The organism is Tatumella morbirosei (genome assembly GCF_000757425.2).
In the GTDB taxonomy this organism is placed as follows: Bacteria; Pseudomonadota; Gammaproteobacteria; order Enterobacterales; family Enterobacteriaceae; genus Tatumella; species Tatumella morbirosei.
In genome coordinates this window covers 635,937-649,355 of sequence record NZ_JPKR02000003.1, presented here as the reverse complement: position 1 = coordinate 649,355, position 13,419 = coordinate 635,937, and the positions used below count along the sequence as shown (strand labels likewise).

The following is a 13,419-nucleotide window of genomic DNA, read 5'->3' as shown; positions in this document are numbered from 1 at the left end:
TGTGGGTTACTGTTGAAATGAGTAGCCTGTACTGTGACGAAACAGCAGGCGACGTAACGCCAGCAAAATCAGGTCACAAATAATGGCCAGCACCGATACGATGAATGCGCCGGAAATGATTTGCGGCACATCCTGTTGTCCCAGTCCGTCGATAAGAAAACGGCCAAGGCCGCCGGCACCGGCATAGGCTGCGATGACTGCTGTTGCAATTAGTTGCAGTAAAGCGGTACGAAATCCACTGAAGATGAGCGGCATAGCTAAAGGTAAACGTAAGCCGGTCAGGCTTTGCCAGCCCGTCATCCCCATGGCTCTGGCTGCATCGCATAGCTGTTTATCCGCATGATAAATCCCGGCATAGGTATTGGTGACAATCGGCGGCAGGGACATAGCGATCAATGCGATAAACACCGGCAGGTCGGTAAAACCTATCAGCAGAATAAACAGCAATATCAGGCCCAGTGACGGTACCGCGCGCCCGGCGTTAAACAGGTTGATAAACCAGAAAGCCAGCCGTGGGCGATATCCCAGAAATATACCTGCCGGGACCCCGATAACGGTGGCAATCACAATGCTGACTGAAACATACCAGCCATGCTCCGCAATCCGCTGTAAAATACCGGAATCCCCGGTCCAGTGTCCGGCATCGGTCAGCCAGTGAAAGGTCGCGATAAAGGTCGCAATTATCTGTTCCATGGCATAATCCACTGGCCGGTACGGGCAATCACAAAATCGAAAATGAAAGATAACAACAGACTCAGAAACAGACTCACCCAAATTGGGGTCAGGAAATCCTGATTAAATCCCGCCAGTAGCAGTTGTCCCAATCCACCCTGACCAATCAGTGAGGTCACGGTGACCAGCCCGACCAGCGTCACGGAGGCAATCCGCAGACCACTGATCACCGCCGGCAGTATCAGAAAAAATTCCACATCCAGAAAGCGTTGAATTCGCCGGTAACCGAGTGCCCGTGCCGATTCCAGCACATCGGCAGGCAGCTTTTCCATTCCTGCCAGCAGATTACTGAGCAGAATCAACAGCGAGTAGAGCGTCAGCCCGATCACCGAAGTGGTGACACTCAGCCCTGTGAACGGAATCAGTAATATGAATAATGCCAGCGACGGAATGGTAAACAATATGCCGCAGAAAGTGACAATCGGTTGAGCCGTGGCTGGCCAGCGCAGAATGACCAGTAAAAATACGGCGCTCAACAGGGAACCAAAAAGCAGAGAGTAAATTACCATCTGCACATGTTGCCAGCTTAGCTCAGCAATCATGGTGCTGTTGGTCATAATCCAGTGCCAGTCAATCATCGGCGGATTTCCTCGCGGTGAGTGTCGAGACTCTGATTCAGCAGCGCGAGTGACAATACTCCACAGTAACGGCCCTCAGCGTCGGTTTTGACCAGCAGCCCGTGGGGGGCAGTCAGTAGCTGATTACAGGCAAAACGCAGTGATTCCTGTAAACCAATAGTTTGCGGAGGGGGAGTGCCTTCTGTCTGCCAGTGTAACGGCCGCCAGTTATCATCCAGCACCAATACCGGGGCATGAGCCAGTTGCGGGTGCGGACTGATATCCTGTAATGACGGACTTCCTGCCAGCGGGACATCATATTGTGGCGTGGAAGAGACCACTATCCGCTCCAGGCGGCGCAGGTTAGCTTCCGGACCGATAAACTGCCGCACGAAATCATTCGCCGGATTTGCCAGTATATGATCGGGGGTGTCGTACTGAACCAGCTTCCCGCCTTGCTGAAATATGGCTATCCGATCGCCGAGACGAATCGCCTCATTGATATCATGAGTCACCAGTACAATAGTTTTTTTCAGACGTTGCTGGATATGCAACAATTCTCCCTGCAGTTTATCTCTGACGATAGGGTCAATTGCCGCAAAAGGCTCATCCATCAGCAGGATAGGGGGATCGGCTGCCAGTGCTCTGGCAATCGCGACACGGCCTTGCTGACCACCTGACAGCTCATGCGGGTAGCGTTGTAACAGGCTGCGATCCAGAGACATCAGATCGACCAATGCCTCAATACGTTCGGCAATCCTGTGACGATCCCAGCCACATAATAAAGGTACGGTAGCAATATTCCGGAACACGGTACGATGCGGAAACAGAGCAGCATTTTGCATGACGAAGCCGATTTGTCGTCTGACCTGTATAATATCTGACTGAGATAACAGTTTATTTTCAACATACACCAGGCCGGCATCGGGAATATCCAACTGGTTTATCATTCTCAGGATCGTGGTTTTACCGCAACCACTGGGCCCGACAAAGGTGCAGAATTCACTCTTATTGATCACCAGGTTCAAATTGTTGACTGCAGCATGCTGGCTTCCCGGATAGGTTTTGAAAATTCCCTCAAGTTTAATCATATCCTGCTATCGCTTTGGTAAAGAATAATAATCAGTATAGAAGAGATAGTAGTGATATGCCGGAAAGCGACAAAATGCTGAATTGTGTTTTGTATTTTTGGAATAAGCAAAAGGGAACGGATGCTATTTTCCTGAGAAAATTCACGGATTATCCGCGGGCGGTGATGTACAGGGCAGAAGAAATAGGACGGCCCGGCGAGCCGGGCATAAAAAAATCGCGGGTTAACTTACAGTGGTACGGTTTGTAACACTACCAGTGAGAAGACCATAATCACCGAAAACAGTACCACCGGGACAAAACAGAAACGAATATGGTCTTTCAATTCAACACCGGTCAGGCCAATAGCCAGGTAAGTGGTGGCAAACACCGGACTTATCATCATGGTGATATTTTTTCCGACCACCATGGTGAGTCCCATCTGTTCCCAGCTCAGGCCATAATGGGTGCCGACTTTCGCGACCAGTGGATAAATCCCGTAAAAAAAAGCATCCGGGCCGATGACGAAACCAATCAGACCTCCCAGCAGGCCCATCATAATATGCAGGTGAGCTCCCAGTGCATCCGGCATAACCTGCAGCACCACGTCTGCCATTTCTGTCAGAATTGAACCGTGACCGCCACCACTGAGAATGCCGACAAAGGCACCGGCAGCCATTACGGTAGCCGAAATCATATACGCAGAATAGGCGTATTTTTTCATTACTGCTTCCTGCTGTTTCAGTGACGGATAATTCACAATCATCGCCAGCGAGAAAGAAGCCATAAAAATCACATAGGCCTGAATATGGGTGACCAGCAGTAACACAGTAGCGCCGACAACCAGCAGCACATTGACGGTAAAAACCCATTTATTGCGCACTTCACCCGGACCATGATCATTTTTGCGGTTCAGTGAATCAGGTTCTGACAAGGTTTCGGGAATCGGTAAGCCCTGAGCCAGGCGTCGCTTTTCACGCAGCCCCAACACCAGCCCCATCACCAGTACGCAGAACAGACCAAAAACCTGGGTCGGAATCAGTTGGTGGTACAGCTCATTCACATCCAGTCCTGACACTGCGGCTACCCGTGCCAGCGGCCCAGCCCACGGGGTGAAATTAGTTACCCCCATTCCGGCGGCCAGCATACATAATAAAACCACCGGCCGCAGTTTATAATGTTGGTACACGGGCAGCATTGCCCCGACTGTAATCAGTACGGAAGGTACGGAAGAACCGTCAATATGTGCAACGGTGGCAATAATCCCGGTCACTATTACAATGGCGATGACATTATTACCGGCAATTTTGGTCAGCCAGTTGACCAGCGGCTGAAATACTCCCGCTTCGGTCATAATACTGAAGAATATAATCGAGAAGGTGAACAGCACAGCATTGGGTGCCACCTGCATAACGCCTTTCATAATGTACTGGTTCATTTGCATCGGAGTGTACCCGGCGCAAAAACCGGCGATCACCGACAGACAGATAAATAATGCAACCGGTGTCGCCTTTCCACGGATAAGGAAGAACATCAAAACGCCAATGAGCACATAGCCAACTAATGCAAGGTACATATTATTATCCTTATAGTTATAAAATGCTTTTATTACACCGGACAACCTGCTTTACGTAATATCGAATTAAAACGTTCAGGGTCGCTGGTGCCACTGGCATTACTTTTACGGATAGCTTCTTCTTTGAGTAAATGAGACTGAGCATGTTTGAGTACTGCCGCAGCATCATGGGCCGGGATGGCGATAACCCCGTCACTGTCGGCAAGAATTAAATCGCCAGGTGTAACGGCCATTCCGGCACAGGCAATCGGGCTGTTTACTTCACCAGGACCTCTTTTATCAGGGCCGCGATGAGTATGTCCTTTGGCAAATACCGGGATTTCACCATCGGCCCACTCCGCCAGATCGCGGATGGCACCATCCACAACAAATCCGGCAATTTTTTTGGTGAGAGCGGTGGTCCGGATTAAACCGCCAATCAGCGCCTGGGTCTGGCAACCGCCGCCATCAATGACAATCATATCCCCGGGTCGAGCCTGCTCCAGCGCCTTGTGGATCATCAGGTTATCGCCAGGCCGTACTTTCACGGTGATAGCCGGGCCACAGCAGCTGATATTGACATCTTCGTGATAACGCTGGAGTCCCAGAGTGCCGGTGATTCGTCCCATGCAGTCACCGGCCACCGCCACCGGAATGTCACGGAATGCCTTGATGATTTCCTCTGGGATGTCGTCACGACGTTCACCGATAAAAAAGCCTGCCGGCCAGACTGTGGATGAAATACTCATTTTTCCCCCCTTAATGTGAATACTGCAAAATGGCTGAACACATGGTTCACAGGCAGTATTGTTGCGGGGACTTATTTCCTCTAATGTACTTTTTTACCAAATCGATGAATTTAAGGAATAGCTATTGAATAACAGAGACCTGGACTATTTCATTGTTGCGGCAAGAATGCTGAATTTGGGAATAGCATCACAAAACCTTAATATCACTCAGCCGGCACTTTCGAAGTCAATCGCCAGACTGGAAAAGGAGCTGGGGATCAGCCTGTTCAGCCGCACTGGTCGTGGCCTGGCACTGACGGAAGCCGGCGAGGTACTGTATCAGCGCGGGAAGATTTTGCAGCACTCCCGGCAGGAAATTGTCACTCTGATGGCTGAGCTGGGCAGTGGCAATCAGGGGGTAGTACGAATTGGTAGTGCCGGGTCCGTGACCCAGTACCTGTTACCGACAGTTTGCCACCAACTGCAACAGGAAGCGCCAGGGATTAAGCTGGAAATTCAGATTGGAATGAATGATATTCTGTTTAGCCGGCTGGAACGTCATGAACTGGATTTGGTGATTGGACCACTGATCGATTATCACCAGCCTGCGGTGCAGTATCCGGTAACGTCGGACAGGGTGGTGGTGGCTGCCAGCCGTAATCATCCGCTGGCAGGAAATTCCGCCACCTTACGTGAGTTGGCCCGTTACGGATGGATTTTACCGGCGGCCAGCGTCCGGATGCGGCAATGGCTGGAACTGGTCTTCGACCAGCATCACTGTCCACCCCCGGAGGTCAAAATTGAGGTCAGTTCACTGGCTGCAGCTCCGGATTTGATCGCCAGTAGTGGTTTACTCAGCTTTATCTCAGAAAACAGTCTCGCAGAAGATGCCTTTGCGTCACGACTGGTCAGGATCGACATTCCGCAGTTAGTGATGGAGCGGCGTGTGGGTATCACTTGCCTGGAAGATTCCTGGCTCTCGCCGGCAACCCGTAAAGTGATCGAAGTGACTCGTCGCTATGGTCAGTCAGAAACCACCGGCCGAAACGATGAGTGACTACCTGCTGCATTACTGAGGGAAGCGTAAAAACACCGGCTGAGCCTCATAGTGTTCTGCTATTGCCTGTAATACCGGAAACTCTGATTTCATCACTACCTGTGGGATCATCAGTTGGATAAAGCTCCAGACCACCGTTCCGGTCACTGCTACCTGATCGGGATTATCTGACGGGACGTGGCCGGCAATCTGTGATTCCCACACCCGGCAGGCCTGGAGTAACTGCCCGGTAACCCTTTCCACCCACGGCTGGTACTGTTTCTCCTCCGGGCGCAGTCGATGTTCATAAACATATTGCACCGTTTTTTCGGCAGCAATCAGGATAGTCCCGAGGATCTCTGTATCTCTGGCTAGTGCGGCGGGTGCCGTGGGGAGTAATTTTTTCTCTGCGCCAGCGAGGGTCTCAAAATACTGCAGAATCAGCGACGAATCCACCAGACGAACGCCGTCATCAGTCAACAGCGTCGGGGCTTTGACTGACGGGTTAAAGCCGGAAAATTCCTGGTAATCACTGAACACCGACAGCTTCAGACTATCAAAACTGATACCATACAGCGCCAGAGAAATGGCTGTTCTTCTCACATAAGGGGAATCCATCATGCCAATCAGTTTCATAGAGTCTCCATCAGTCAGTGTTAAGAGTACAGTCCACGCCACAGGTGAAGTACTGGCGTAGTCTCCTCAGACTAGCTTAAATTTGGGCGGTAAACACCAGTCTGTTAAGGCAGTTTATGTCAGTTTTTGTGCCGAATGGTGAAAGGTGGCTGGTCCGGGTAAGTTACTCGCTTGATTTCTGATGGTTGGATCAAAAGGTTCAGCCATGAGAGGCACAGATACATGCCTCCCTGACGACTTAAAGTTCTGTAAGCTGAAGCGGATTCATGTAATCGGTAAAACTGCTAACTTTTCCCTGTTTCAGGGTAATAAACCAGACATAATTAATGGTCAGCGGTTCCCCTCCTGGCAAGCGGGTATGATGGCCGACTGCTTCTGCAATAATTTCATCACCGGTTTCTCTGACCCTGATATCGGTGAGTTGGCCAAACTGCAGTAACTGAGGTAGTTGCTGCATATAGGCCTGAATTTGTGCTTTGCCCTGTAACCGGACCGGGGCACCGGGGGGAGCGAAAGGAAACTGATGGGTGGCATCTTCGGTATATATTGCCATCCAGCCAGGGATATCCTGGTTTTTCAGGGCGGTCAGAGCATGGGATAACCATGCGGGAAATTCAGAACACAGTTGTGACATTAGAGTACTCCACAGGATTAACGGACTATGAGTCATAAAAATACTAACAAACTTTCGGACCGAGAGTCCATTAATAAATCGGCTCGCCGTGGTCGGCCTGCCGCTTCTGTAGAAAAAATGCTGGAGGCCGCCGACCAGCTGTTTAACCAAGGGAACCATCAACAAACGATTACTATGGATGAAGTTGCGGCACATGCGGGGGTGGGTAAGGGAACATTATTCAGGGCTTTCGGTAACCGGGAAGGGCTACTGGATGCACTCTGGGGCCGTAAACTGGCTGGACTCAGAACATCATTTGAACAATCTGGTCAGAACCTAACGGCCGCTGAACAACTGGAGTTATTTTTTGACCAGTTGTTGCTGTTTAAAATCACCAACGGCTATCTGATCCGGGCCAGGGAAATTTCGCCGGACAGTGTGCTTAAATCAGAAAACTATCGTTGGATGTTATCGGTAGCGAGTGGATTAATCCGTCAGACGACGGGACTGTGTGAAACGGCTCAGGCGGAATATATAGCTCATGCGTTGCTGGCAACATTGCATATCGATTTGCTTGATGAGTTACTGGCAACCGGCAGTACGCTACAGGATATACGTCACCTACAGCAGCAACATATTCGTCAGTGGATCGGGATAAAAGGCAGTGAAACCACTGACGGGATGTAACCCCAAAATCGCCACCTGAATTCAGCATCAGGGATATTCAGAACCAGTGAACACAGTGGTTCTGCGAAGAGATTGGTATGGTATTTGCAGCGACAGGCTAAACGGTTAAGGTAGTGACCAGGGTCATCCCGTTGAGGCTAACGGGTATCTGGCTGGACAGGTCAGTTTATTTTGAGCTTGCACATTGAGGGGGCGCTCTGTGACAAAACGGGTAGCAGTGATCGGTGCCGGAGTGTTGGGGCTTTCGGTTGCACGTGAATTAGCCTTGCGCGGGATAGAGGTTACGGTTTTTGACCGTGAGACGGCAGGGGCCGGAACCAGTACCACCAGCTACGCCTGGATTAACTCTAACGGTAAATCGCCGGACAGTTATCACCGGTTGAATACCGAAGCCATCGATGAACACCGGAAACTACAGCATAACAGTCTGACAGCAGGACGCTGGCTGGAAGAGACCGGCACTTATGAATGGGCCATCGATCCGCAGGGCGAACAGCAATTACTTGAACGGGTTAGCCGGTTGACCGCCCATCACTATCCACTGCAACAGGTGACCCTCGGAGAAATACAAACACGGATCCCTGAATTACAGATCCCGCCGGGTGCCGGTTCATTATGGTATTTCCCGCAGGAGTGCCTGCTCAATCCGTTTATCTACCTGGCCGCACAACTCGCCGTGCTTCGTGAACAGGGCGCAGAAATGCTGACCCGCTGTGAGGTGGTAGATATCAGTGAAGATTCCTCAGGAGTGACTCTGCTGCTGTCTGATGGGCGCAAGTGGCAGGGCGATGAGGTAATTATTGCCACCGGGCGGTGGTCACAACAACTGGCAAACCGGCTGGGTTTGTCTCTGGCGATGATCGATGCCAATCAGCAGGGAAAAGTGGCCTGCGGTTTCCTGGCTTACACCACGCCAGTGCTGACCCAGTTGTCGGCAAACCTGATCTCGCCGGAATTGAATATTCGTCCGGCGGGCGGCGGGCGGCTGATTTTACAGGCCACGGATTTGGATATTCATGCAAACCCGGTACAACCCCCTCCGGTAGACGGTTTTATCGGCAGAGAAATGCTGATTCGTCTGCGACGGCTGCTGGCGAATACCGATAACGCCCGGCTGGAAAGCATTGCTGTCGGGCAACGGGCGAAGCCTGCAGATGGATTGCCTGCTATCGGCTATCTTACACCGCAACGTAAGGTTTACCTGATGGTGACCCACAGTGGTATCACACTGGCGCCATTGATCGGCAGGCTGGTTGCGGAGGAAGTCAGTTCACAGCAACGTCCGGCATTGCTGGAAGATTTTGCGCCAGACCGTTTACTGGGCAAAACGGCGGCTGACTTCCCGTCAGAAGGGGTCTGGTTCCCGGCGGCACAATAACCATCACCCCCGGCCTGTTTCCCAGGCCGGGGCAGAGGATTGCTGTAGGCTGCCGGGGGGGTTACTGCAGGTGGCTAATCAGTTCCTGATTAAAGCGGGCCGGTTCTTCCATCTGTGGTGCATGTCCGGGTCCTTTAAATTCGATTATTGTGGCCTGGAAGATTTCTGGCAGATGATGGCTGAACTTCCCGAGCGTCGTTTTCATCGGTTACAGGTCAGTCGTTTTAGCGAATTTTTTATTCAGTGGCTGGAAAATCAGTAGTCGGGTGAGAAATTCCGGATTACCCGGACAGCCATCTGTAAAGGCTGCCCGGTATTTCACGTGGTGATGACCTGTCAGAATTTCAGTTTTAACTGAACCCCGGTCACCCAGCTATTTTTAATCTTCTGGTTCGCAAAGGCACCCGGATTTTTGATGTACTGCACGCCAGGGCGCAGAGACATCCATGGAGTGACCTGCACGTTATAATCCACTTCTGCCAGTTCTTCACCGATTCCCAGCCCGCTTAACTGATCAGCGGCAGCGGTTTCTCCCGCAGCCTCCAGATTCGCGATTGCATTGTTCCGGCTGTGGCTGTTATAGACAGCACGACCGAAACCAATCGCGACTGAGTCATCCGGGCGCGCTTCGAACGGAGCATTTAAAACCATCCCGGTGGAGTACCAGTGACGGAAAGGCGAGGTCGCACCATCAGTGGTGGTCGCCTGACCAAAGATATGCAGATTACGACGGGCTACCGATGCAGACTGCCATAGTGTCTGGTCTGCCAGCAGATAGGCCCCCCAACGTTTTTGGGCACGAATCTGTGAATCATCGATCCGCGTTTCGTTAGAGCTGTCGTAGTAGTAGCCTACTTTATACAGCCCCGGCAAAGCCGCATGCAGGTGATAGATCAACTCCAGTGGCATGATATAGCCAGTGGTACCCGGACCAACTGGTTTAAATGCTCTTGCAGAACGGCTGCTCATTTGGGGATTGACGTTAAACACCGCCGTCTGAATCGTCCAGCTGTCATTAAACTGGTAACTCAGCTCGCCGCCGAAATGGGCGCTTGGATAGTTACCCCAGCCACTGCCGCCGGATAAAGTTAGCGGGTGTCCGCAGAAACCGGCGTTCATAAAACTACACATAATCGGCAGTGTGGCAAAATCGTTGCCCATCGACAGTAAACCGACTTTATATTTCAGTTGGGGAGTCAGCAGGGTATTGGTATAACTCAGTTCAGACAGACGGGTATAGAGACCGCCGTAGATCTCCTGAATCGGCAACCGGTTACCTACCAGGTCAGCTGAAGCACTGCGCCCGCGGCGGTCATTAATTGTCAGTTGCAGGCTGCCTGCATGGGAGGTGTTAAACAGTTTGTTGAAATCGAAAGTCGCACCAACGCGAATCTGTTGCGCATAACGGGTTCCCCGTGACTGACCACCTTTAACCACGCTGGCGGTCTCAGAAACGTAGTCTCCGCTGAGTGTAATTCCTTTTTGTTCAAGTGCCTGCCGTTCACCGCCCCAGTCACCGGTCAGGGTCGGCTGAGTCATCAGATCGCTGGCGTAAGCGGCGGGAATTGCCAGTGCACATAATATGGCGGCTGGCAGGATGCGGATATTATTTTTAATGACTTTCATTATTTTATTGTCATGTGGATGAATAAGCTTTTCTATTGTATTGCTAATTAATAACTATAGTTATTATTATTTTATCGCTCATTGAAATGTTGTGTTTCCTGATGTTTCTCAGGGTAACATAATAAGATATAATGGAATAAATGTCTGATATTTAACCGTTATGTTCAATAGTTAAACAATGGATTTTCGGATGTTTAAAATAAAAAATAATAAAAATATGCAGCAGAGTTATTTATCTGATCTACGATAGTTAATTAAATCTGTAAATTAAACCGGCCAGTTACACAATACGGTTAAATAAGTTGCAATTGATTTTCAATCCTGGCGAATAAACATACAACAGATGGCAGGCGGATATTTTCGCCAGTGAATGCAGATGAGTTCACCGCACGAGAGAAAATCCCCCGGGGATGGCAGAATTACACATCGCTCGTAATCTCTACCTGTAAATCTCTCTGAAAATAAGCAGTGATGGTGTTCAGCCAAACTCCTTGCGCAAAGCCTCAACAAACTTACGGACTTTGGTGGTAGGGCGAAGCCCGGCCGGGATCAAAATATGCATCGGACGTGACGGACCGGCATAGTCTGCCAGTACCTGCACCAGACGCCCTTCGGCAATTTCCTGGCGGAGAATATCTTCCGGTCCCAGGGTGATACCGTGACCTGCATTAGCGGCATAAAGCAGCGCTTTCCAGTCGGTAGAGCGAAAACGACCGCGGGGTTTGATTTCCTGCTGTTGCTGGTTTTTGCTGAAAATCCAGCGGCAGGGATTAGCTGCTGACCAGATCCCATAGACGAGGCAGGAGTGATGTTGCAAATCCTCCGGGTGTCGTGGTACCCCGGCCCTCTCCAGATATCCGGCAGAGGCGCAGGCAATCATGCGGTAGGGGCGCAGTGGCCAGCTGATCATACTGCTGTCAGCTAATTCTCCTATCCGGATCAGCACTTCATAACCCTCTTCGGTAGGGTCAGAAAACCTGTCATTCAGGGTGAGTTCGACTTCGGTTTTCGGGTAGTCTTCGAGATAACGGGTGATAAACGGCGCCAGGGCATGGGCCCCAAAGGTCATCGGGGCATTTATCCGCAGAACACCGGCTGGTGAGAGCTTCATTTCCAGAGCAATGGCATCAGCTTCTTCTGCTTCAGCCAGCACAGTTTTACATTTACTTAGATAGCTGTGGCCGATTTCTGTCAGACTCTGGCGACGGGTGGTGCGATTCAGTAACCGGGTGCCCAGCCGGGCCTCCAGCCAGGCAACATTTTTCGCCACCATTTGGGGTGACATATTCAGTGCCTCGGCGGCGGAGGCAAATGATCCCAGTTCGGCGGCTTTAACAAAAACGCTCATGCTGGTCAGCTTGTCCACGATTCACTCCTGATTGTTGTTTATCACAGTGTTATATCAGTGTTTATCTCGTTATTGCATTTAAATACATTGAGCCCGTCGATTAACATGTTCAGGAGATTACGATGAAACTGGGAATTATTGGTGCAGGCTATGTTGGACGGACCATAGCGAAACTGGCTATTGAGGCCGGACATCAGGTAATGATAAGTAACTCACGCGGACCAGAGACACTGTTTAGCCTGCGGGCGATGACAGGATGTGAAACGGGGACCGTGAGCGAGGCGATAAAATTCGGTGAGTTTGTGATAGTGGCCGTACCACTCAATGCCGTGGGAAGGTTACCGGCGGATCAACTGGTGGGCAAACAGCTATTAGATGCAGTGAACTATTATCCTGAACGTGACGGACAAGTTGCGGCACTGGAGGCGGGGCAGATCTCTACCAGCCAGTGGCTGGCAGAGCAATTACCGGGGGCGATTATTACCAAAGCCTTTAATGCTATTCCGATGACGGAACTTGAAACTGATGGCTTGCCGGAAGGAAACGAAGGGCGGCGTGCCTTGCCGTTGGCAGGAGATAATGTCGAAGGCAAACGTATTGCCGCCGAACTTTACCAGACCTTTGGCTTCGATACGGTGGATGCCGGAGGACTGGCAGAAGGAAGGCGCTTTGAACGCGGTACACCTGCCTATTGTGTGCGAATGACCCGGGATGAGCTGGAAACAGCACTGAGTCAGGTGTGAGGTGAACCATGGTGCCGTGACAACCCTCTTGTCACGGCGCTGCCGGTCTGTTCAGACAACTGACAGTTGATAACTGACCGAGAGTTCACCCTTTTTCTGTTTTACTTTAGTGATCACCACCTCACCGGTGGTGCCGGTAGAGGCAACATGCGTGCCGCCGCATGCTGTGGCCGGAAGGTCGCCCCAGCTTACCTGCCGTCGTCCCTGGTATTCAGAAGTTCGTCGCGGTAAATCAGCGGCGACCATGTCTGCCACCCGTTGGCTAATCTCTTCGGCGGTAACAGGCTGTGCATTGTTACCGGCAATGAAAACAATCCGACCTTCACCCGGCCGGTGATTACCTTTCACTGCCTGCCAACCGGATTGTTCACCCGCATAAGCTATCAGGTGTCCGGCAGAGTGGTAGCGGGTGTTTAGCTGCCGCACCGCACTGTTTACCGTCAGGATGACTGGCCCAGCAGGGACCGCCCGGTCAGTAATGTGTATCACTTCTCCGTTCTCTGACATCGCCTTAACCAGCTTGGCTCCCCCTACACAGCCCTGATCGGAAGGCTGGCCTCCGCCCTGTGGATGAAAAAGCGTTGCCGCCAGAACAACCCTGAACTGTCCGTCCGGCAGCGCGGAACAACTGAGTACCTCTGTTGTCAGGCTGAGTGAATCGCTTTGAAAAAAATAAAGTATGGTCACAGGAAATGTCCTGGTTAATGGCATC

15 protein-coding genes are annotated in these 13,419 nt (G+C 51.2%); 5 read left to right on the top strand and 10 right to left on the bottom strand.

Annotation, left to right across the window (positions count from 1 at the left end):
• Nucleotides 1-6 precede the first annotated feature (6 nt).
• The 5 genes from HA49_RS05875 to HA49_RS05855 form a co-directional block, all read right to left on the bottom strand.
• Nucleotides 7-693 carry an ABC transporter permease gene (locus HA49_RS05875; protein WP_038021132.1) on the bottom strand — a complete coding sequence of 229 codons (687 nt, stop codon included), beginning with the start codon at nt 691-693 and terminating at the stop codon, nt 7-9.
• Nucleotides 681-1,310: an ABC transporter permease gene (locus HA49_RS05870; RefSeq protein WP_038021130.1), complete on the bottom strand. Its 630-nt coding sequence runs from the start codon at nt 1,308-1,310 to the stop codon at nt 681-683. Before HA49_RS05870 ends, HA49_RS05875 begins: the two co-directional genes overlap by 13 nt.
• Nucleotides 1,307-2,380 (bottom strand): ABC transporter ATP-binding protein, encoded by a 1,074-nt coding sequence (locus HA49_RS05865; protein WP_038021128.1) that lies wholly within the window; start codon nt 2,378-2,380, stop codon nt 1,307-1,309. The genes HA49_RS05870 and HA49_RS05865 overlap by 4 nt, the downstream gene beginning before the upstream one ends.
• A 227-nt stretch (nt 2,381-2,607) precedes the next feature.
• Nucleotides 2,608-3,933 (bottom strand): CitMHS family transporter, encoded by a 1,326-nt coding sequence (locus HA49_RS05860; protein WP_038021125.1) that lies wholly within the window; start codon nt 3,931-3,933, stop codon nt 2,608-2,610.
• Between the two features lie 32 nt (nt 3,934-3,965).
• Nucleotides 3,966-4,661 (bottom strand): RraA family protein, encoded by a 696-nt coding sequence (locus HA49_RS05855; RefSeq protein WP_038021123.1) that lies wholly within the window; start codon nt 4,659-4,661, stop codon nt 3,966-3,968.
• Nucleotides 4,662-4,785: 124 nt separating this feature from the next.
• Here HA49_RS05855 and HA49_RS05850 point away from each other — a divergent pair, with 124 nt between their 5' ends.
• On the top strand, nt 4,786-5,697 hold the full coding sequence (locus HA49_RS05850; protein WP_038021121.1) for a LysR family transcriptional regulator: 912 nt from the start codon (nt 4,786-4,788) through the stop codon (nt 5,695-5,697).
• A gap of 12 nt (nt 5,698-5,709) precedes the next feature.
• Here HA49_RS05850 and HA49_RS05845 read toward each other — a convergent pair whose 3' ends face one another.
• Together HA49_RS05845 and HA49_RS05840 are read right to left on the bottom strand one after the other, a co-directional pair.
• A complete protein-coding gene (locus HA49_RS05845) occupies nt 5,710-6,312 on the bottom strand; it encodes a glutathione S-transferase family protein (RefSeq protein ID WP_038021119.1) in 603 nt (200 codons plus the stop codon).
• A gap of 238 nt (nt 6,313-6,550) precedes the next feature.
• Entirely contained in the window at nt 6,551-6,946 is a 396-nt protein-coding gene (locus HA49_RS05840) for a nuclear transport factor 2 family protein (protein ID WP_038021117.1), read from the bottom strand.
• Between the two features lie 27 nt (nt 6,947-6,973).
• Here HA49_RS05840 and HA49_RS05835 point away from each other — a divergent pair, with 27 nt between their 5' ends.
• The 3 genes from HA49_RS05835 to HA49_RS05825 all read left to right on the top strand — a co-directional run bounded on the left by HA49_RS05835 (nt 6,974) and on the right by HA49_RS05825 (nt 9,252).
• Nucleotides 6,974-7,612: a TetR/AcrR family transcriptional regulator gene (locus HA49_RS05835; RefSeq protein ID WP_052752442.1), complete on the top strand. Its 639-nt coding sequence runs from the start codon at nt 6,974-6,976 to the stop codon at nt 7,610-7,612.
• A 199-nt stretch (nt 7,613-7,811) separates the two neighbouring features.
• A complete protein-coding gene (locus HA49_RS05830; RefSeq protein ID WP_038021115.1) occupies nt 7,812-8,990 on the top strand; it encodes an NAD(P)/FAD-dependent oxidoreductase in 1,179 nt (392 codons plus the stop codon).
• A 70-nt stretch (nt 8,991-9,060) separates the two neighbouring features.
• Complete coding sequence (locus HA49_RS05825; protein WP_038021113.1) at nt 9,061-9,252, top strand: hypothetical protein; 192 nt, start codon at nt 9,061-9,063, stop codon at nt 9,250-9,252.
• Nucleotides 9,253-9,326: 74 nt separating this feature from the next.
• On the opposite strand, the gene HA49_RS05820 is transcribed toward HA49_RS05825, so the two are convergent.
• Nucleotides 9,327-10,616 (bottom strand): carbohydrate porin, encoded by a 1,290-nt coding sequence (locus HA49_RS05820; RefSeq protein ID WP_046791690.1) that lies wholly within the window; start codon nt 10,614-10,616, stop codon nt 9,327-9,329.
• Between the two features lie 478 nt (nt 10,617-11,094).
• Nucleotides 11,095-11,982, bottom strand: coding sequence for a LysR family transcriptional regulator (locus tag HA49_RS05815; protein WP_038021111.1), 888 nt, complete (start codon nt 11,980-11,982; stop codon nt 11,095-11,097).
• Nucleotides 11,983-12,086: 104 nt separating this feature from the next.
• Here HA49_RS05815 and HA49_RS05810 point away from each other — a divergent pair, with 104 nt between their 5' ends.
• Entirely contained in the window at nt 12,087-12,707 is a 621-nt protein-coding gene (locus tag HA49_RS05810) for an NADPH-dependent F420 reductase (RefSeq protein ID WP_038021109.1), read from the top strand.
• Between the two features lie 51 nt (nt 12,708-12,758).
• On the opposite strand, the gene HA49_RS05805 is transcribed toward HA49_RS05810, so the two are convergent.
• The gene (locus HA49_RS05805) at nt 12,759-13,394 is read right to left on the bottom strand and encodes a serine-tRNA(Ala) deacylase AlaX (protein WP_038021107.1); all 636 of its coding nucleotides are present in this window, start codon (nt 13,392-13,394) and stop codon (nt 12,759-12,761) included.
• Between the last annotated feature and the right edge of the window lie 25 nt (nt 13,395-13,419).